The 20,934-nt window shown below is 46.8% G+C and carries 15 protein-coding genes, 1 tRNA gene and 1 pseudogene; 8 read left to right on the plus strand and 9 right to left on the minus strand.

Translation table 11 applies throughout. From position 1 onward, the window contains the following. Window positions 1-30 precede the first annotated feature (30 nt). Window positions 31-2,454, plus strand: coding sequence for a fimbria/pilus outer membrane usher protein (locus ACX9GU_RS04085; protein WP_473193925.1), 2,424 nt, complete (start codon window positions 31-33; stop codon window positions 2,452-2,454). A gap of 156 nt (window positions 2,455-2,610) precedes the next feature. After that, the gene (locus ACX9GU_RS04090) at window positions 2,611-3,045 is read left to right on the plus strand and encodes a hypothetical protein (RefSeq protein WP_218520303.1); all 435 of its coding nucleotides are present in this window, start codon (window positions 2,611-2,613) and stop codon (window positions 3,043-3,045) included. 54 nt (window positions 3,046-3,099) lie between these two features. Here ACX9GU_RS04090 and ACX9GU_RS04095 read toward each other — a convergent pair whose 3' ends face one another. The 8 genes from ACX9GU_RS04095 to ACX9GU_RS04130 form a co-directional block, all read right to left on the minus strand. Then, complete coding sequence (locus ACX9GU_RS04095; RefSeq protein WP_473193926.1) at window positions 3,100-4,023, minus strand: hypothetical protein; 924 nt, start codon at window positions 4,021-4,023, stop codon at window positions 3,100-3,102. Window positions 4,024-4,241: 218 nt separating this feature from the next. Continuing rightward, the gene (locus ACX9GU_RS04100) at window positions 4,242-4,715 is read right to left on the minus strand and encodes a FidL-like protein (protein WP_473193927.1); all 474 of its coding nucleotides are present in this window, start codon (window positions 4,713-4,715) and stop codon (window positions 4,242-4,244) included. Between the two features lie 2 nt (window positions 4,716-4,717). Continuing rightward, window positions 4,718-5,677 carry a winged helix-turn-helix domain-containing protein gene (locus ACX9GU_RS04105; RefSeq protein WP_473193928.1) on the minus strand — a complete coding sequence of 320 codons (960 nt, stop codon included), beginning with the start codon at window positions 5,675-5,677 and terminating at the stop codon, window positions 4,718-4,720. Between the two features lie 315 nt (window positions 5,678-5,992). Then, window positions 5,993-6,208: an ANR family transcriptional regulator gene (locus ACX9GU_RS04110; protein ID WP_473193929.1), complete on the minus strand. Its 216-nt coding sequence runs from the start codon at window positions 6,206-6,208 to the stop codon at window positions 5,993-5,995. Between the two features lie 101 nt (window positions 6,209-6,309). Beyond that, window positions 6,310-6,819, minus strand: coding sequence for a winged helix-turn-helix domain-containing protein (locus ACX9GU_RS04115; RefSeq protein ID WP_473193930.1), 510 nt, complete (start codon window positions 6,817-6,819; stop codon window positions 6,310-6,312). Between the two features lie 108 nt (window positions 6,820-6,927). Further along, complete coding sequence (locus tag ACX9GU_RS04120; protein ID WP_473193931.1) at window positions 6,928-7,851, minus strand: hypothetical protein; 924 nt, start codon at window positions 7,849-7,851, stop codon at window positions 6,928-6,930. 117 nt (window positions 7,852-7,968) lie between these two features. After that, a complete protein-coding gene (locus ACX9GU_RS04125) occupies window positions 7,969-8,547 on the minus strand; it encodes a helix-turn-helix domain-containing protein (RefSeq protein ID WP_473193932.1) in 579 nt (192 codons plus the stop codon). Between the two features lie 655 nt (window positions 8,548-9,202). Further along, complete coding sequence (locus ACX9GU_RS04130; RefSeq protein WP_473193933.1) at window positions 9,203-10,693, minus strand: MFS transporter; 1,491 nt, start codon at window positions 10,691-10,693, stop codon at window positions 9,203-9,205. 920 nt (window positions 10,694-11,613) lie between these two features. On the opposite strand from ACX9GU_RS04130, the pseudogene ACX9GU_RS04135 reads away from it, so the two are divergent. After that, window positions 11,614-11,745: pseudogene (locus tag ACX9GU_RS04135) on the plus strand (phosphoenolpyruvate hydrolase family protein); the annotation flags it as partial. A gap of 94 nt (window positions 11,746-11,839) precedes the next feature. On the opposite strand, the gene ACX9GU_RS04140 reads toward ACX9GU_RS04135, so the two are convergent. Continuing rightward, window positions 11,840-11,915, minus strand: a tRNA-Phe gene (locus ACX9GU_RS04140). 396 nt (window positions 11,916-12,311) lie between these two features. Between ACX9GU_RS04140 and ACX9GU_RS04145 the strand changes: the two genes are divergently transcribed. The 5 genes from ACX9GU_RS04145 (at window position 12,312) to speF (ending at window position 20,930) form a co-directional block, all read left to right on the plus strand. Beyond that, a complete protein-coding gene (locus ACX9GU_RS04145; protein ID WP_202672118.1) occupies window positions 12,312-13,493 on the plus strand; it encodes a NupC/NupG family nucleoside CNT transporter in 1,182 nt (393 codons plus the stop codon). 68 nt (window positions 13,494-13,561) lie between these two features. Beyond that, window positions 13,562-15,505, plus strand: coding sequence for a bifunctional 2',3'-cyclic-nucleotide 2'-phosphodiesterase/3'-nucleotidase (locus tag ACX9GU_RS04150; RefSeq protein ID WP_473195106.1), 1,944 nt, complete (start codon window positions 13,562-13,564; stop codon window positions 15,503-15,505). Window positions 15,506-15,522: 17 nt separating this feature from the next. After that, on the plus strand, window positions 15,523-16,824 hold the full coding sequence (locus ACX9GU_RS04155; RefSeq protein WP_473193934.1) for a pyrimidine-nucleoside phosphorylase: 1,302 nt from the start codon (window positions 15,523-15,525) through the stop codon (window positions 16,822-16,824). Between the two features lie 110 nt (window positions 16,825-16,934). Further along, window positions 16,935-18,281: an OprD family outer membrane porin gene (locus tag ACX9GU_RS04160; protein ID WP_473193935.1), complete on the plus strand. Its 1,347-nt coding sequence runs from the start codon at window positions 16,935-16,937 to the stop codon at window positions 18,279-18,281. Between the two features lie 486 nt (window positions 18,282-18,767). Next, window positions 18,768-20,930, plus strand: a complete 2,163-nt coding sequence (gene speF, locus ACX9GU_RS04165) for an ornithine decarboxylase SpeF (RefSeq protein ID WP_473195107.1) — start codon at window positions 18,768-18,770, stop codon at window positions 20,928-20,930. Window positions 20,931-20,934 lie beyond the last annotated feature (4 nt).

Genomic DNA, 20,934 nt, shown 5'->3' on the forward strand with positions numbered 1-20,934 from the left:
GGTTATTTCACCTTATCTCTGGGAGGCGCGATGTTGCTTGCGATCTCGCTAACGACTTCGGCGGTTGAATTTGGCTTTGATCCAGAAGTTTTAGGCACCAGTCTGCCTGAGGCAACCGATTTATCTGCTTTTGCCTACGAGGGGGGGCAATTGCCTGGGGTTTATCACGTTGAAGTCACGCTAAATAGCCAGTTTGTCGCACAGCAACCGCTCACCTTCTTTTTACCTGAGGCCGAAAGTGGCTTGTCTGGGTTGCAGCCCTGTTTATCCTCTGAGCAGCTCTATGTGTTTGGCATACGTGAAGGCGCGATCCCGAGCAGTGCATTAGATAATCAAGGCTGCGTGATGTTGTCGCGCATACCTTACGCCAGCATGACCTTCCTCTTTCATCAACGGCAATTACTGTTGCTGTTGCCTGCAACGTTGCTGCGGCAAGTTTCAGCAGGTGACGTCGATCCTGTTCGCTGGGATACCGGGGTTAATGCCGTTTTGCTGGATTACCGGTTGAGCTCCACACATCAGTTTTCCCGGCAACCAGAAGCCCCTGATTATGACGCGCAGCAGGTCATTCTGTTACCGGGTATCAACCTAGGGGCCTGGCGTTATCGCAATTACAGTCAATTCCAGCGCAGCATTGAACAGCCAACGACTTATCATTCGAACTTTAATTACCTGGAGAGACATATTGGCCGTTGGCAAAGTCGTTTAACGCTAGGAGACAGCAATACGCTGGGGGATATTTTTGCCAGCATGCCTTTTAGCGGCGTGCAACTCAGTAGCGATCTGGCGATGCCCCCTAACAACAAACGTAGCTTCTCACCGTTGCTCTGGGGAATTGCCCGTACTCCAGCAAGAGTGACCGTGACACAGGGGGAGTCACTGTTATATAGCGGTAGTGTGACTCCAGGGCCCTTCGAGCTCAATGATATTACGCCGATTAATAATGGTGTCGATGTCGTTGTGCGTGTAGAAGAGAGCGACGGGCAAGTGCAATTGCTGACATTTCCGTTTGCCACGTTGCCAGTGTTATTACGTGAAGGTGTTGCCAATTACGGATTAACGGCGGGGCGCTACCGTTCCACCGACGCTCGGCAGCAAAGCCCTAACTTTTTCCAGTTAACTCAGGCTGCAGGCTTATCTGGTGGTGTCACGCTGTATGGTGGCGTGCAGATTGCCGGTGTTTATCAGGCGCTTTCACTGGGTGTGGGCGCTATGCTGGGGCAGTTAGGTGCACTTTCTGGGGATAGGACACAAACACAGGCTGCAGGCCGTCATGGCAATGTGAACCGCTTGCGTTATAGCAAGGTAATGGGCACTACAGGTTCTAATATTGCGGCAGCTTATCAGCATGCTAGCGTTGATTATCGCACTTTGGAAAGCGCGATCGGTAACCGTTCCTCCCAGCTGCGGCAGAAAAGTTTCGAATTTAGCCTATCCCAGCCTTTGCCGTTTACCAACGGATATCTATCCCTACGTTGGCTGCGTGAACATTTTCATGCTTCAGGCGAGCGAACTACTTTCAGCGGCTCTTATCGGCAACAGTTTCTCGGTGCTTTCGTTAGCTTGGGGATCAGCGAAAGTCAGCGAGCACATCATGCCTCGTTAAGCCATGAACGCTTGATTAACCTTGCGGTTAGTCTGCCTTTTGGCGGCGATAGGCAAAATAACTATGTTGGCTACGGCGTATGGGCTCAAGGGCGAGATAACGTCACTCAAACGTTGAATATCAGCGGTTCCGCTTTTGAGGGGCAGGCATTGTCCTGGATAGCGCAGCAGCAATATGGTGGTGGTGCTCAAGCTCGGGAAAGCAGCGTTCGGGGCGATTATCGCGGTAGCTATGTTGCCACTTCGGCAGGGTATGGTTATAGCGGCCATAGTGAACGATTGGATTATGCCGTGCAAGGCGGCATGGTTCTTCATGCAGGCGGTTTCACCTTATCGCCCTATCTAGGCGAAACCTTGGCACTGATCGATGCGTCCGGCGCACCAGGCGCCAGCCTGCAGGATAACCCGTTGGTGTCTACCGACGCTAATGGTTATGCGTTAGTCCCTCACCTCAGCGCTTATAGCGTGAAAGCATTGCAAATATCTCCTGGTTCATCAGACAGCGATTATACCTTACCAGTGCTTGCACAGGAGGTTATCCCTACTCGGGGCGCGGTAGTGAAAGCAAAATTTGTCGCTACCAAAGGGCGGCGGGTGTTGATGACGTTGCAGCGCCTCAATGGTCAGCCAGTGCCATTCGGTGCCAGCGCCAGCTTACTAGAGTCCGCCAACGCACAAGGCGCATTGGTCGGAGAGGCGGGGGAGGTCTATCTATCAGGTATGCCAGACAGTGGAGCTTTACAGGTGCAATGGGGAAACAGCCAGGATCAGCGTTGCCGGGTTGATTACACCTTGCCGGTTGAGCGCCCCGTCAGCGGGATTTTCCGTTGGTCTGGTGAGTGCCGATAGTACGGCCTCAGCGTAGTCAGCTTTGAGTGAGCTGATTCCACTGTGGCTGCAAGCAAGCAGGACAGTATACCGTTCCTTCCTGAATGGAGGGTTTTGTATAGCACTTGTATTTTATCAGTGCTTTTAATGATTAATTTATCGATTAGGAATGATTACATGAAATTACGTTTTTTAACTCTGGCGTTCGTGACTTTGGCTTCATCGCAGGTGTTGGCTGCGCAATCTACGCTGCATCTGAACCATACGCATTACGATACCCCGCCAGCGCTAAAATGTAGCTTTGCCGATACCCCGACAAGCGGTACCGTCAGTGGTTCAGTCAGATTGGGCTATGTTTCCTGCAAGAATTCGATTAAAGGGCAGACCTACAGTTTAGTGAGTACTAACAATCAGAAACTGCTACTGAGAGGTGGGGAGGATTCTGATGTTTGGCAATATGACATTTTAGATAGTACTGGGAAAGTACTTGCGAATACGGATGAATTGCTGCAAACACAAGTGGAGTATTTAGCGGTAGCGACAGCGGGTGAAACCACGCCAAAAGGAGGTGTTTGGCAGGATACTTGGACGTTAGACGTCGTTACTAACTAAAGCCACACATTCTCTGCAAGGGCGATTGCCCTTGCAGAAGTTGACTAAAGAAAATCAATCCCGCTTAATATGTTTTCTGGCATAGAGTGCGGATTTAATTGCTACGCAAATCAATGTACCTATAACAATCATGGTGAGCACAATATCAATGAGAGTCACATCGGGGGGAAGATTACCCAACAGTAGAGAACGGGTCCCCCAAACACCAATGATAATCCCCGCCGAGCCAGTAATCAGTTTCGAAAAATCAGACAAGAAAATCGTTGCTGTAGTCGTGATGATTAGCAGAATGACCAATAGAGTGACAATGTACTTTACATAAAATGGACGTTCGTAATTGCTGGCAAAGGCTATCACAGGTGGATGTTCAGTCATGATTTTTCTCAAATCCGGTATGATGCGGTGTTCAGTATCCTGTAACCTAGATGTCTGTTCATCGAGCAATATTCTGATCCTGTTATCATCTGTCTTGGCATAAGTGGACACCCCCTTAACGATACTTTCAAGCGCTATGGCGGTAAGCATAGAGTAACGGTCATAAGGATATTCATAGACTACTCCATTGATTGGTAAGATAATGTTTTCCTCAAATTCAGAGCCATCTGCCGGAATGTTAATAATAAAACTTTCAGGTATACGGTTTTCATTTGAGTCTTTATAGTAGAAATTGGAGATGTGCAACTTGAGTTGTTTAATATCACATTTTGCATCGCAGTTTCGATAACCAAAAACCTTTAAATTAATGGTTTGATTAATGGGGTCTAGTTCTTTAGAAAGGATTTCTACGTGAGTAAAGTCGTCCGTTCGATCTGACTCTATTAAGATGAATTTATCAGCATCGGATGAATTGCTCACTACTTCGCTGTAAATCGAGCTTATTGCAAAGGGCAGCCCTGCAATGATAATAACGATAAGAGATGCAATAAATAAATTGATGCTGTAAAGCAGAAAGGTATGCTTGAGTTTTTTTATTTCCATGGTGATACTCATCTAAATGTTGGTAAGTGTGGTGGTTAGAAAGTATTTGCGGGTTTTCAAATCGTGCATTGAGACTAAGCTAGTCGTGTTGTCCTGTTACAAAAAATGGAAATATAATTGCTTGTTGCCATTAATCAGAAAAATAACTGATATGCGATGATATAATGAGGCGTTAATGCCTCATTATATCGTTGTAAACTGTATGGCTGGGGGAAGAGTTAGTGGGTCTTACAGATAAAGTAAGGATAAGTCAGGCCACGTACAAAAATAGCATTATCATTCAAGTTTTTAATTCCAGCAAAAAACGAATCCCCGGGCTTTTCTGGTAAAAAGTAGGTGTGAAAAAGCTCGGTGGATAGTGTATCCGCGCGGTTGATCTTCTCTTCAGTAATTGTGAATTTGTACATTTTCCCAGAACGTTCTTTGACGTAGTTAAAATGGAGAACTCTATTCAAACCATAATACTCACCATTTATACTGACTGCTCCAACGGCTCGGAGTAGCCCGGTGTTATCGTGGTTGAAAATCAGCGAGTAAAGGGCATCCAATTTTGCCTCTTCTTTGCTGTTACTGACGGTGATAATTTGTTCTGAGTCACACAAAATACTTTTCTTGTTGAAAAATGTGATGATACAAGCGTATCCTAGAAGAAGTATAATAACTATGGATGTTAGAAAGTATTTCACCTTCATTTTTATACCCCCTCAAGAAATCTGAAGTTTGCGCAGTGGCTATATGATGAGTTGCTTTCTCTCTTGCATTTCGAAACAAGGTAGACTTGGCCACGAACATCATTTCCTTCGTCGTTTTGGAAAAATAGATCAAATGCCTCTCCAGAGCAGTCTGTAACCTGGGGCTTTAACAAATCCCTGGCTTCATTGATAAAGGCTTTATTACTCGAACTAATATGTGAATCTAGCGAGTAAATATTGCATTTGCCTTCAGTGTAAAGTAATTCAGGACTAAATCTTCCCATGGCAATGTTATTCATATTGGTATAGGTAATACCCACTATGCATAAGGAAACAATAAGTAAAGTTAATGATAGAAAAACAATGCTTTTTGGAATTGTTTTGTTTAGCAATAGAGTGCTCTGATTTTTATTGATGCTATTAGATCTGGAGGAAATGCCAGATAAAATATCTGGCTTAATATCTTCTTCATGTTCAGTGGCTAGAACTGTATCGGACATTGTGTCTGGTAAAGCAACGGGTTCAATTTTATCGCTATGTTCAGTAGGGAGCGTGGTATGGTTTACCAATACTGTTTGCATGCGGGTGTCGGTATCGTTCTCTATTGTTTGGTCTTCAAGAGATTTCTCTGATAAAATGGCTTGGACCTCTGCGTCGAACTGAAACCCCAATTTGGGGATGGTGTTAATGATAGCACCAGTTTGATCTAAAGAGATAAATGAGCGTCTTAACACACTGATATGGTTATTTAAATTTGCAGATGAAACCACAAAACCATAATCCTCCCAAACATGCTTTAGTAAGTGATCTCGCGTGACAAGTTGTCCTTTAACCCGGATAAATTCGCTGAGTAATCGCCCTGAGGGAGCAGGCAAATCAATAGACCTCTCAGAGTCGCCTTGAATCGACAGGGTCCTACTATTAACATCAAATACTACAGAGTTATTTATTATATATTTCATTGTCTTTCACTTTGTGTGGACTTAAACATAGTTTAACCCGTTATAACCTTATAATTATAGACTATTTTTTAAATCAAGTAGTGAATTTTTACCTGGCGGAAATACCGGGAATTCGTGTAACAACCTGTCTTGTTGACATTTGGTGGGGAGTATTTATTGAATCTCCTAAGAGGCCATTTTATCGAAGCGCTAAGAACAGCTTGAAACCAGAGTCTCACAAACCATGTTTCTGCAGCGTGCAGATAAGATCAAGTTCTTCGTATAGCGATTGATAGCAAGTATTGCTTAAACTGGTTTTCTGCTATCTTGGGGAAGCTAAATGGCTGTTTTTTGTTCGACCGTATGGAGATGACTCGCATTCATTTTTGCCCGACAATGTTCAGCCCGTCTTTTTGCCCAATAATAGTTCTCTGGGTTGATTGCTTTGAGTGATGATTGTTCCCAAAGTTGTATTGCATCAAGCCAAAAGCACATTCTTTCAGCGTGAGCTGCCATCGTAGCAGTGTGAAAATAGTATGAAGTGAGTGCCATTTTCTTATTTCTCCAAGAGAGTTTTAATGTTTTTTAAACAAGTTGAATTCAAGGTATTATTTTTCAATGAAAGTAGTCACTAATGTTATATCTATTATAAGTCAGATTTTGCTCTCAATGACTGCGGTAATGATTAAGGCGGATAATATTGCTGCAATAACGAGTAAAATAAATGTGTGCTCTTTTCTATTGTTAAACCCCTCTTTGTTCGTACTGATGTTTTTTTTCTTTACTCGTGAAAGCGCATGAGCGTTACTCACCAAGGGTGGCTTATCGTTGTCTTGCTGAATCGTTATGTTTGCTTTGAATTGGAACCCTTTCTTTGGAATGGTAATTATTATTGTTCTGTCAGTTTTTAATTCAGAAAATCCCTTTCTAAGCGTGCTGATGGCGTTGTTTAAATTTGCTTCTGACGCTGTGTACCCTTTCCTTCTCCATACGTGATCCAATAAATGTCTTCTGGATAACAATATGCCATTTTTGTTTATGAATTCGCTTAGCAACCGGGTTGCTGAACTTGGCAAAAGATAATGTAAAGTATGGTCATCAGTACGATAGATGATGCTATACTTCGGCTCAAATAAGACGTTGTTATTTATAATGACTTTCATGTTCAATTTCACTATTGGGAATTTCATTATGCCCCTCATCCTGAGAATGCGATAATATGCATTTATTTTATGGAGGAAGATAACTTATGCCGAAATTATATTTCCCCATCAGTCCCTCTTAATGTTTTTCCTTGTATGTAACGCAGATTTAATCGCTACGCAGATAAGCGTTCCAATGACGATCAGTGTCAATATAATATCAATGATAGTCACATCTGCAGGGAGGCTGCCAAGCAGCAAAGATCGAGTTCCCCAAACACCAATAATAATCCCAGCAGAACCAGTAATCAGTTTGGAAAAATCAGATAAGAAAATGGTTGCAGCCGTGGTAATCAATAACAGGATAACGAGAAGAGTGACTATATACTTGACATAAAATGGGCGTTCATAATCGCTGCTAAATGCGACTATGGGAGGGTGCTCAGTTATCACTGTCTTCAAATCAGATACCTGAGTATGTTTGATATCTTGTAGGCGCGATGTTTGCTCGTCGAGTATAATAGCAATTGCATTGCTCTCTTTATTACTAAAGGTTGATATGCCATTCACAATACTTTCTAGTGCTATTGCAGTTTGTACGGAGTAACTATCATAAGGGTATTCATGAATATCGCCACTTACCGGTAAGACGATCTCTTTTTCAAATTCAGTACCTCCTTTGGGGATGTCTATAACAAAACTTTCCGGGACGCGTTTTTCATTGGCATTTTTCAGGTAATAGCTTGATATATGTAATCTCAGCGACTTTTTGTTACATCGTGTTTGGCAGTTATGATACCCTGATACTGTAATTTTAATCGTCTGGTTTATCGGGTCTAGTTCTTTTGTCAATATTTCCAGTTGAGTGAAATCATCGAATTTATTTGGTTCAATCAATGTAAATCTATCAGAGTCTGAAGCATTACTCACTACTTCGTTATAGATTGATTTTATAGCAAAAGGTAGTCCGCAGATAATGATGATGATTAGTAGAGTTATAGATAAATTAATACCTATAATTGATAATTTTCTTGTGTTGATTTTTATATCCATGATTATTCTCGTTTCATATAAAGGCGGCAGGTTGTTAAATAAGCTTTAACAATAAAAGGTGATATTTATTATCGGTTTGTAATGGTCGTGGTTTAAATATATGGTTACTTGGCATATTTATGAGTGGTAATTTATTTTTGTTAAGTATTTTGAAAAGTTAATTTTATTGCTGAACCCCAGCTTTCTCATGGCTGATAATTTTTGTTTATGAACGGTTTTATAGCTTTTATTTTTAGTCATGGCAATTCTCTGGCAAGACCATGATATTGAAGTTAACGTTATAACCTCAAGCTCAGATGCTGAAACATAATGTTTTGCAGGTATTGTTGATTCGGTTTTTTGCAAATAATCTATATTTCTCTCTTGTTGTAAAATAAAATCCTCCAGTTTATCTACCTTTGAGTCTAATCGAATGAAACTATGATTGTCAGGCCATAACAGGGTGTTTATTAACCCCTCAAAATTGGATGAAAAAAATACGCTAATTCGTTGTACGTCATTTCTTAATAAAGAGTTAATTTGATGAATAGAGTTTAGGTGAAAGTAAATAATGTGAGGTCTGCTTCTCGGAAAGTTATAAAGATATAATTCATTATAGGACGCGTGTGTTAGGACTTTAACGCTATGTCTTCTATTAAGCAGAGAGGATATTCCATCACGCACATAATGTGAATCACTGACAATTAATACTTTCATATTATTAACCTTATATGATTTATTTATGTAGTAAAGTATGGCGCAATAGCTACCGCACCAAATTGACATTGATGCTCTACTGGCAACTATCAATCAGAGTGTTTTGTACCTTTGGCATACGATAGGGCTTGTATCAAATTGCACTTATATTTTACATTTTGGCCAGTAATCAGCAAAATAATTATTAAATTAGCGATTAATTAGTTTTTTATTCTGTTTTGCGCGGTGACGGGGGGGCAGTTCGGCATGAATGATTGAGTGTCAATCAATCTGCTAGGAAATATAACGGGATTAATTCACGATAGTGGCTAGCATGTTTGTTGCCGGGTGTTGCTGATAGATCAAACCAACTGGAAGCGTAGCGATAGGGAGAGCAGTACTGTAGCAATGATTGGCAACGGTTCTGGTGGGCGACACCGAGTGTGAGCCTTTGAGGAAATTGCTGGGATATTCGGTGGCAGAATCGTTCTTCAGTTCGCTAAAAAAGAGCGGATCAGAAAGAGAATCGACAAAAACCGGGACATGGCCTGGGTTTTGCCGATTACATTGAAGTGTTCTACAAGCACCTTACCCGACAAAGTTAATTTGTGAAAAATGAAATCTGTCAGGTTGCGATTGATGCGGTTGGTATCAAATTTTCGTGTGGTTTCTGTTTTTATTTAATATCCGCTGATTTTATTGATAGCAGTCTATAGATGAGACCCGCCAGCAGGAATAAAATCGATGCAGCGAGAGATAAAACAAGCGTGTGTGATGCTAAAAAGGCCGTTTTGGCCTTCGAAAAAAGTTGCTCCCCATGCATAGGAGTTAGGCTATTAATGTACTGCATAGCTTGACTTAGTGACCCTTTGGTTTTCTCAAAATCAATTGAAGAAGGTTCGATTGTAGAAGACAGGGCGTTCATATACGAGTATGACATCATCAGACCAAAGGCCACGATGCCGATTCCGGCGCCTAACTCGTAGGCCATCCCTTCGATGGCACCAGCCGCACCGGCTTTTTCTTTTGGGACTGCATTCATAATAGCTGCGGTTGAGGACAGCAGCGAGGCTTCAACACTAAAACCTAAAAGTATCATGAATGCCCAAGCCATATAGACTTGGGAATTGAAATCAGTCATCGCCATTCCAATAAAGCTGACTGCACTAAGCAGCAATCCCCCTGTCGCGACTTGACGCAAACCAATGAAGGAGACAAGCCAACCAGCGATAGGACCACAAACGCTGCTGGCGATCATCAACGGTAACAGGAAAAGGCCTGCTTGAAGTGGAGTTTTGCCAAAAACAAGCTGTAATTCTTGAGAAATCAGCAATTCAAACCCAACAAGTGAGATCATGGCTGTGAGAGCCATAATTATACCGGCAATGATTACCTTGTTTTTAAAAAGTAACACGTCGATCATGGGGGAGTTTGTTTTTGCCTGATATTTAAAAAACATCACGATCATGAAAATACCGGAAAATAGCATGGCAGTTTTAACGTAATTAAAACCCTCACTGAATCCTGTCTTAATTGAAAAAATGGAGAGAAGTATAGCTACTATTAAGAATATGGAATCTACTATGGGTAGCTTTTTTGATCTATCAATCTTAACTTGGTAAGGTAGCGTCAATGTCGCTATGATAACTAGTAGGCACAACGGCACGTTGATAGCAAATACCATGCCCCAATGATAATACTCCATTAAAGCCCCACCAACCAGAGGACCCATGGCAGCACCACCTGTACCCACTGCAGCCCATACGCCAAGTGCAATGGCACGTTGTTTTTCATCGGCAAAGGTATGCCGCAATGCTGAGAGGGTCGCGGGTAGGATCATCGCGGCCCCTAGAGCCAAAAAAGCTCGCGACAATATTAATGACATGACATTGATAGAAATCGCGGCAAAAAGAGAAGCCACACAAAAAATTGCACTCCCCATCAAAGCAAGCCGCTTGAAGCCAATTCTATCTCCGAGCACACCCATTGGCAGTAGAAAGCATGCCATGACTAACGAGTAGATATCGATGATCCAAAGTAGTTCATTGTTGCTGGCATTTAACTCGATAGACAGTGTCGGAGCAGCAACATGTAAAACTGTGGCATCGATTGACACAGGAAGATACATTGCGATGATCAGTGAAAGTACTAACCATTTATTTGTCATTGTTAAATACCTTATTTATTTTACTGGTGAATTTATTTTTTGAACAAATTAGAAAAGAGAGTTTATTACATGGGGTTTGTTGACCTTAGACATATAGAAGATGTTTGGCTGGTATTGTTATTGTAGATACATGAGAACATCTAATGATGCTAACATACATTTATCGAGGTAAGTACCTGCGTTAAAAAAATTATTGCTTTATTTTTTATTAATTTTATTTAAGTTTAATTTTAATTTTATTATTTGCGTGTTAACTTCTATTAATTGAGTTGCGATAGTATATTGTAGTGCATTTGATTTACATTTCCCTTAGGAATGCGAATAACATGAGGCGCTCTGATGTTATAGTCCATTGTCTGAGTCATTCGGGTTGTGGGTTGTTCGAAACAGAAATTAAGCAGAAAATAAAGGAGGTTTTTTATTGCTATTACCCCTATGAGAGCTATAGGCGATGGGATATTGAGATCAATGACACTATTGCTTATGCCTTTCGCGATACTTATCAGGGGTATTCAGAACTTCATATTTTCAACCTTATTCAGCAACTCTGGGACGTTCATTAACTTTCTTTTCCTGTTTTGTCGAACATCTTCTCAACGGAAAGTAATAGCGAAATGATGTTAAAAAGAGGCATCTGAAGCCTCTTTCAAGACGACGACTCTACATTTGAAATGTTATCGAAATTGAGGTCGTGAGGATTAGAACAGTTGAACGGCTATATTAATCCATATCTGGCATATGACTTTACCCACGTAATGTAGCTACGGCTCTATGCATAGTCACTATGAACGATGGCATTGATTACTGAAGTGATTGCTCTGGGCGAAGGATTAGCTTAGATGCTCGGGATCATATTTTTAAATGTGGCATGGATGAAGCGATGGAGACGGTAGGAGGATACCTATGCTGCCTGGCTACTGGATGTAGCCTATATTCTCTCGCATTGCCCAGACTGCCATGGTTTTTACGGGGCCAGTCCGATGGTACGCTTACCAACAGAAGTGGCCATCAAAAATACCGCTAATGCCTTTAAGCAAATCATGAGAAATTAGACTCAACAAGGTGAAATCCCGGTCGCAGTGCGTAGGTCAAAGGATTATTGCCTGGAAAGCAAAAAACCCGCCATAGGCGGGTTCTTCTAAATGATGGTGCCCGGACTCGGAATCGAACCAAGGACACGGGGATTTTCAATCCCCTGCTCTACCGACTGAGCTATCCGGGCAACGGGGCGCATTAAACCGTATTTGGCCCTGTGTCGTCAATGGGTTTCTGTCACAAAGCCGAGCGATTGCTCTAATTTCAAGCAAGGGCAGGGCTACCTTCCTGCGCCAGCCTTCTCCTTTCTCCCCCTCAAACGCCCGAAGCCAGAAATCAAAAAACTCCCCCCAACAATGTTCATCTCTGCCTCATCCATAATCATCTCAATGTTAGTGACAGGTGCAACATGTTACATATATGTATTTTAAGGTTATTGTGATTTTTAAATGTGATCCGTGTAACTTTAATAACATATTGTCTGTGTTATGTTTCGATAATAACATCATTAGTTCCCGGCATCTGCCAGGGTACAAGGCTGGTCAACAGAACGTAAAGGTTCGCAGATAATTTTGGGGAAAAAATGAAATATATCATAGGGATAGTGTGTATCGTTACTATCTGTATTTTGGCACTTTTAGTGAGCAACGATCGCAAAAACATCCGCTATCGTCCGATTTTCGTCATGCTGGCCTGCCAGTTTTTGATGACCGCACTGCTACTGAAGACCGACGTAGGCAATAAAGTGATTGGCGTGATCGCCGGGGTATTTGGCAATTTACTTTCCTATGCCAACGAAGGTGTGAACTTCGTCTTTGGTGGTTTGGTGAATCACGGCGAGATCTCGTTCTTCCTGTCCGTTTTGCTGCCTATCGTATTTATCTCCGCGCTGATCGGCATCCTGCAACACTGGCGCATCCTGGGCTTTATCATCAAGTACATCGGCCTGGCGCTGAGCAAGGTCAACGGCATGGGGCGCCTAGAGTCCTATAACGCGGTGGCTTCGGCGATCCTCGGCCAGTCTGAAGTGTTCATTTCGGTAAAAAAACAGCTCGGCCTGCTGCCGGAGCACCGCCTGTATACGCTGTGTACCTCGGCCATGTCGACGGTATCAATGGCGATTGTGGGCGCTTACATGGTGATGCTTGATCCGCGCTACGTGGTGACTGCCTTGGTGCTGAACCTGTTTGGTGGCTTTATCATGGCGTCGCTGATTAACCCTTATCAGGTCAAGCCTGAGGAAGACATTCTGGATGTCATTGAAGGGGAGAAGCAGAGTTTCTTCGAAGTCTTGAGTGAATACATCCTCGATGGTTTCAAGGTGGCGATTATCGTTGGCGCGATGCTGATTGGATTTATTGCACTGATCACCATGGCTAACGCGCTATTCACCGCTGCATTTGGCATTTCCTTCCAAGGCGTGTTGGGTTACGTGTTCTCTCCACTGGCTTTCCTGGTGGGCGTACCGTGGCACGAAGCGGTGCAGGCCGGTGGCCTGATGGCAACCAAGATCGTTAGCAACGAATTTGTTGCCATGCTCAACCTGTCGCAGGGTGACTACAACTTCTCCGAACGTACCATGGCGATTATTTCGGTGTTCCTGGTGTCGTTCGCCAACTTCTCCTCTATCGGCATTATCGTCGGTGCCATCAAGGCGTTGGATTCCAAGCAAGGTAACGCCGCAGCCCGCTTTGGCCTGAAGCTGCTTTACGGCTCCACGCTGGTCAGCTTCCTGAACGCCGCCGTCGTAGGTTTCTTCTTTTAATTAGCTCAAGGCCACATCGAGAGGTTGTGGTCTGCTAACGCTATAACAATAAGGAATATGTGATGAAAATGACTTCTCCCCTCAAGCTATCGTTATTGGCCCTGTTGGTTGCAGGCGCTGCGCATGCCGCAACGGTGGATCTCCGTATCATGGAAACCACCGACGTTCACGGCAACATGATGGATTATGACTATTACAAAGATAAAGCCACCGCTCAGTACGGCTTGGTGAGAGCGGCCACGTTGATTGATGCTGCCCGCGCGGAAGCGACCAACAGCGTGCTGGTCGATAACGGCGATATCATCCAGGGTAGCCCGATGGCGGACTATGCTGCCGCCAACCTGAAGAAGGGCGATGTACATCCGGTTTATCAGGCGATGAACACCCTGGATTATGCGGTCGGCAGCCTGGGCAACCACGAGTTCAACTACGGGCTGGATTACCTGAAAATGGCGATTAGCGGGGCCAAATTCCCGTACATCAACGCCAACGTCTATGACGCCAAGACCAACAAGCCGTATTTCAAACAGTACCTGATCGTGGATACGCCGGTAAAAGATACCGAAGGTAAAGAGCATAAGCTGCGCATCGGTTATATCGGCTTCGTACCGCCACAGATTGTGCTGTGGGACAAGGACAAGCTGTCGGGCAAGGTGATCGCCAAAGATATTACCGAAACCGCCAAGGAGCTGGTGCCACAGATGCGTAAGGAAGGGGCGGATATCGTGATTGCTATCGCCCACTCCGGCATCTCTGCCGATCCTTACAAGGCGCTGGCAGAAAACTCGGTCTACTACCTCACGCAGGTTCCAGGTATCGATGCCATTACCTTTGGCCACTCTCACGGTATCTTCCCAAGCAAGGATTTCGCCGCTATTCCTGGGGTAGATCTTGAAAAGGGTACGGTCAACGGCGTACCAGCAGTCATGCCGGGCCACTGGGCAGATAACCTGGGGGTGATCGATCTGGTGCTGGAAGGGGAAACCAATAACTGGAAGGTGGTCTCCAGCCGTGCAGAAGCTCGCCCAATCTTTGATAAGAAGAATGACAAATCGCTGGTCGATGCCAAGGCCACGCTGGTGAAAACGCTGGAGCAAGCGCATAACGAGACCCGTGAGTTCGTTAACAAGCCGATTGGCACCATTGCCGAAGATACCAATACCTATCTGTCATTAGTGCAGGACTCCTCGGCCATCCAGATCATCCGTGCGGCGCAGAAAGCCTACGTTGAACACTTTATTCAGGGCGATCCGGATTTGGCGGATATTCCAGTACTGTCAGCTGCGGCACCGTTCAAAGCGGGTGGCAGGAAGAACGACCCGGCAGCCTTCGTCGATATGCGTAAAGGGCCTCTGAGCTTCCGTAATGCGGCCGATCTGTACCAGTATTCCAACACGCTGGCGGCAGTGAAAGTGAAAGGCAGCGAGCTGAAAGAGTGGCTGGAGTGCTCTGCGGGCATGTACAACCAGATCGACGTGAACAGCGATAAGCCACAGCCCCTGCTCAACTGGAACGGCTTCCGGGCGTACAACTTCGATATGTTTGACGATCTGAGCTATCAGATCGACGTAACCCAGCCAGCGCGTTATGACGTGGATTGCAACGTGATCAATCCACAGGCCCAGCGTATCAAGTCGTTGACCTATAAAGGTAAGCCGATGGTAGCAGACGCGCCATTCCTGGTTGCCGTGAACAATTACCGGGCATTTACCGGCAAGTTCGCCGGTACGGGTGAAAAAAATATCGTTATCTCCTCGCCGGATGAAGTGCGCACTATCGTGGCCAATTACATCTCCGAGCAGACCAAACAGCATGGCGCATATACGCCAGAGGTAAAAAACAACTGGCGGATCGCGCAAATTACTGCGGATAAGCCGTTGGATATCCGCATCGAGACCTCACCAAGCCAGAATGCGGCTGATTACATATTGCAGGCCGCGCAGCACCCAATGACGCTGGTAGGAAAAGACGATATCGGCTTTGCCGTTTACAAAATCGATTTACAGAAATAAATATCCGGGGAAAGACAATGAGAATGGTTGATATCATCGCCAAAAAGCGCGATGGAAAAGAGCTGACTACGCAAGAGATTGAGTTTTTTGTTAACGGCTACACCCGGGGTGATATTCCGGATTACCAGGCCAGTGCGCTGGCGATGGCGATCTTCTTCCAGGATATGAACGATCGTGAGCGTGCCGATCTGACGATGTCGATGGTGAACTCCGGTGACGTGATCGATCTCTCGGAGATTGAAGGCGTCAAGGTAGACAAGCACTCTACCGGCGGTGTGGGTGATACCACTACGTTGGTGCTGGCACCGTTGGTAGCGGCGCTGGATATCCCGGTGGCGAAGATGTCGGGCCGTGGCCTGGGGCATACCGGTGGCACTATCGATAAGCTGGAAGCGGTGGCCGGTTTCCACGTGGAAATCTCCAGCAAACAGTTTATCGAGCTGGTGAACCGCGACAAGGTGGCGGTGATTGGCCAGACCGGTAACCTGACCCCGGCGGATAAAAAGCTGTATGCGCTGCGTGATGTGACCGGTACGGTGAACTCTATTCCGCTGATTGCCGGTTCGATCATGAGCAAGAAGATTGCGGCGGGTGCCGATGCCATCGTACTGGACGTGAAAACCGGTGCCGGTGCGTTTATGAAAACCACCGAGGATGCCGTCGAGCTGGCCACGGCGATGGTGCGCATTGGTAACCACGTGGGCCGTAATACCATGGCGGTGATCTCCGATATGTCGCAGCCCTTGGGCTACGCCATCGGTAATGCGTTGGAAGTGAAGGAAGCCATCGATACGCTGCGTGGCGAAGGCCCGGAAGATCTGACCGAACTGGTCATGCAGTTGGGTAGCCAAATGGTCGTGCTGGCGAAGAAGGCCGATTCGTTATCGGCTGCGCGCGCCATGCTGCAAGAGGTGATCGATAACGGCAAGGCGCTGGCCAAGTTCCGTGACTTCCTGGCCAACCAGGGTGGCGATGCTTCAATGGTGGATCATCCAGAGAAGCTGCCGCAGGCTAAATACCTGATTGAAGTCCCCGCCAAGCAGGCGGGCGTGGTCGCCAACATTGTGGCCGACGAAATCGGTGTGGCAGCCATGTTGCTCGGTGCCGGTCGTGCCACCAAGGAAGATGACATCGATCTGGCCGTGGGCCTGATGATGCATAAAAAAGTTGGCGATCGGGTCGCCATCGGTGACTCGCTGGTAACGATCCATGCCAACCGCCCAGATGTGGAGAACGTCATGGCGAAAATCTATGACAGCATCACCCTTGCCGATAAGGCGCAAGCGCCAAAACTGATCCATACCATTATTACAGAATAATACTATTAGCCGTATGTCACCCTGGTTGCAGGGTGACATATTTTCCTCATTATCTAGAAATCATTTAATTAAATAGTTCTGGGTTAGTAGATAGAAAACGGAATTTTTCTATGTATCAAAGAAATAATTTTAAAATAAAAAAACCACTGGCACTGTTTGCACTGATGTTCTCTTTACCCCTCAGCGCAGAGGAAATAAAGGTAAGCGATCGTCTCTTCTCAAGTTTTATTAACGATAGCCACGCAGACCTTTCTTTCCGTAACGTGTTTAAAAATTTAAGCACCGAGGATTATGGGGAGCGCTCCATTCAAACGGCCTGGGGGCAGGGGATCACTCTTGATTATCAGTCCGGCTATTTTGCGGATAGGTTGGGTGTAGACGCTTCTTATTATGGCGTGATTAAACTGGCCGCCAGCGATGATTTCTGGGGCCGTAGCGTGTTGTATAACGACAACGGTCAGGCCAAAGGTTTCAACAAGATGGGTCAGCTCTACCTGAAAGGGCGTTTGGGTGATGATGATACCTATCTGCACCTTTATTCCGGTTGGCAGCAGATTAAAAAATGGGGCGCACTCAATAACTCCACGCGCGCCATTCCAAGTACCTATCTGGGATTGCGTGGCGAAGCGGCAACCGGGCCAGTACGGGTACGCGGTGCCTACGTAACTCGCTATAGCGACAGGGACTCTCCGGATAAGATCCATTTCCTCACTGCGGATAAAAAGGAGATCGGCAGCATTGCGACCGGTGAATTGAGCTATAGCGATCACGGCTATAGTGCGCTCTATTTCCTGGGGGAAAGCCATAACTATATGCAGCGCCACGGGTTAGAACTGGGTTGGCAACCGGCGTCCTGGGCGGAAAATCGCCTCAAGTTTGCCAGCCAACTGTATTACAACCATGGTTTGCAAGACTGGACCCGCATGTCCACCCGTCACAAGACGTTCGATGATGATGCCTACCATTATGCGATGTACGCCGAATGGCGCGCCGAGCGTTGGAAGCATAAGGTTGGGGCTTCATACACCCGGGCCTCACTCGATAATGGCAACGGGTTAGGGCGCTTTGAGTGGCACCTGGCCAAACACAGCCGCGGCACCTTTAACTCCATGGCCGACAGTTGGGGTAACGACTATGTGGGCGATAAGGAAAAGATGCTGGCCTGGACCTTCGGCTATGCCGTTACGCCAGAGGTTGAGCTGGGGATGGTCACCAACTATGGCTGGGGAATGAAGTACCGTGGCCATAGCATTGAGCGTGGTGAAACCCTGGTTTACTCCCGCTGGACGCCGTCACAGCCTGCCCTGAAGGATCTGGCGTTCCAGCTGTCCGGTGGGCCATCCTGGAACTACCAGAGCCAGAGCAACCAGCCGAAGCTGACCTCGGATGGCAAGCCGATGCGCGCTCAGAACCACTCGATTGAGTTCCAGGTGGATTACAAGTTCAACCTGTTCTAATCAACGCCTGCCTGGCCGTGTGGGGAAACCCACACGGTATCAATAAATAATTATGCATTAATAGTAACTATTAACCGGCTTGAACCCTCGAAAAAAACGTGTAATCATTGCGCGAATTCCCCACTTCATCACAGAGGAGTACAGGCATGACGGGTTTAACCACCTCAGCGCAGCTGCGCTCCAGACATCTGGTGATGCCATCACTCCGTGTTTCCTTAACGCCATTTATGCGAACACCGCTGCCCGTTATGCGGTAAAGCTAGCCAATGCTCGCTGTTAGGCATGATTAAAAATAGAGCTGCGGCTCTGATTTTACTGATGTCTATCGGACGCTGCCGATCCCAGTCCCCGATAGTTGTCTGATGCCTACCCGCATCGGCCGGTCATGGTTGCGCCTTGGCTCATCACTTTGCCGGGATAACCAGGGTTATCTCATTATGTGCCCATTGGCACACCCTCATCCTTAACCGTTTGAGACTCAGTATGATGAAAGAATTGAAGATAGCAACCAGCGCCAGCCTGGTAGCCAGCATTGAAACCCTGCGCCAAATCGTGCGCGTGGGGCAGACTGACTATACCGATGTGGCGGCGGCCGTGGTCTCCGTTAGCGATGTGGATGCCGGTATTCTGGCAACGCTTAAAGCGACCGGCTTTGAGATCCCGACGTTTGTTGCCGTTGAGGGGGATGAACAGCTTTCCCCGGATCACCTGCCGTTGATTACTGGCGTATTTGCCTTGGCTGCCGCGACCAAAGCGTTTTACATGGCGCAGTTGGAGGCCGCCGCCGATGCCTACGAGCAGGCGCTGTTACCGCCGTTCTTCAAAACGCTGAAAACCTACGTGGAAATGGAGAACTCAACCTTTGCCTGTCCGGGCCATCAGGGCGGCGAGTTTTTCCGCAAGCATCCGGCAGGGCGCAAGTTTTTCGAGTTTTACGGCGAAACGATTTTCCGTTCGGACATGTGCAACGCCGATGTGAAGCTGGGCGATCTGCTGATCCACGAAGGCTCGGCCAAGGATGCGCAAAAACACGCGGCGAAAGTGTTCAACGCCGATAAAACCTACTTCGTGCTGAACGGCACTTCGGCATCCAATAAAGTGGTGACCAACGCGCTGCTGACGCGTGGCGATCTGGTGCTGTTCGATCGCAATAACCATAAATCCAATCACCACGGAGCGTTGATCCAGGCCGGAGCGACGCCGGTGTATCTGGAAACCGCGCGTAACCCGTTTGGTTTTATTGGCGGCATCGATTCCCAATGCTTTGATGAGGCTTACCTGCGTGAGCAGATCCGCCATGTTGCCCCGGAAAAAGCCGCTGCGGCACGGCCTTTTCGCCTGGCGATCATCCAGCTCGGCACCTATGACGGCACCATTTACAACGCCCGTCAGGTGATCGATACCATCGGCCATCTGTGCGATTACATCCTGTTTGATTCGGCCTGGGTGGGGTATGAAGGCTTTATCCCGATGCTGAAAGAGTGTTCGCCGCTGCTGCTGGAACTGGATGAGCACGATCCGGGTATTTTCGTCACGCAATCGGTGCATAAGCAGCAGGCCGGGTTCTCGCAGACTTCGCAGATCCATAAGAAAGACGATCACATCAAAGGCCAGAAGCGCCACTGCAACCACAAGCATCTCAACAATGCGTTTATGCTGCATGCCTCAACCAGCCCGTTTTATCCGCTGTTTGCCGCGCTGGACGTCAACGCCAAGATGCATGCCGGTGCCGCTGGCCGCCGCATGTGGATGGAGTGCGTCAAGCTGGGGATCGACACGCGTAAACAGCTGCTGGCACGCTGCTCGCAGCTGCGGCCCTTTATTCCGCCGCAGGTGGCAGGCAAGAACTGGCAGGATTACGATACCGACCTGATCGCCAACGATGCACGCTTCTTCAACTTTGTACCGGGCGAGCAATGGCACGGTTTTGCAGGCTACGCGCAAGGGCAGTATCTGGTCGATCCTTGCAAGTTGCTGCTGACCACTCCGGGGATTGATGCAGCCACCGGTCATTACACCGAATTCGGTATCCCGGCAACCATTCTGGCCAATTTCTTGCGTGAGAACGGCATTGTGCCAGAAAAGTGCGATCTCAACTCGATCCTGTTCCTGCTCACCCCGGCGGAGAACCCGGCGAAAATGGAGCATCTGGTGGATATGCTGGTGCAGTTCGAGCGTTATGTCGAGGCAGATGCGCCACTGAGCGAGGTCTTGCCGACGGTTTATCGCAAGAATCAGCAGCGTTATGCAGGCTACACCATTCGTCAGTTGTGCCAGGAGATGCACGATCTGTACGTCAGCTTCGACGTGAAGCAGTTGCAAAAAGAGATGTTCCGTCAGGATCATTTCCCGCCGGTGATGATGAATCCGCAGGATGCCAACGTCGAGTTTATCCGCGACAACGTTGAGCTGGTACCGATCGCTCAGGCTGCCGGGCGCATCGCGGCAGAAGGTGCCTTACCTTATCCACCGGGCGTACTGTGCGTGGTGCCAGGCGAAGTGTGGGGAGGTGCGGTACAGCGTTACTTCCTGGCGCTGGAGGAGGGCATCAACCGCTTGCCAGGCTTCTCACCGGAGCTGCAGGGCGTGTATATAGAGAAAAAAGATCACGGCTGGAAACGGATTTTTGGCTATATGATCAAACAGTAAGGAC

This window comes from Serratia sp. K1WW1 (assembly GCF_055790865.1).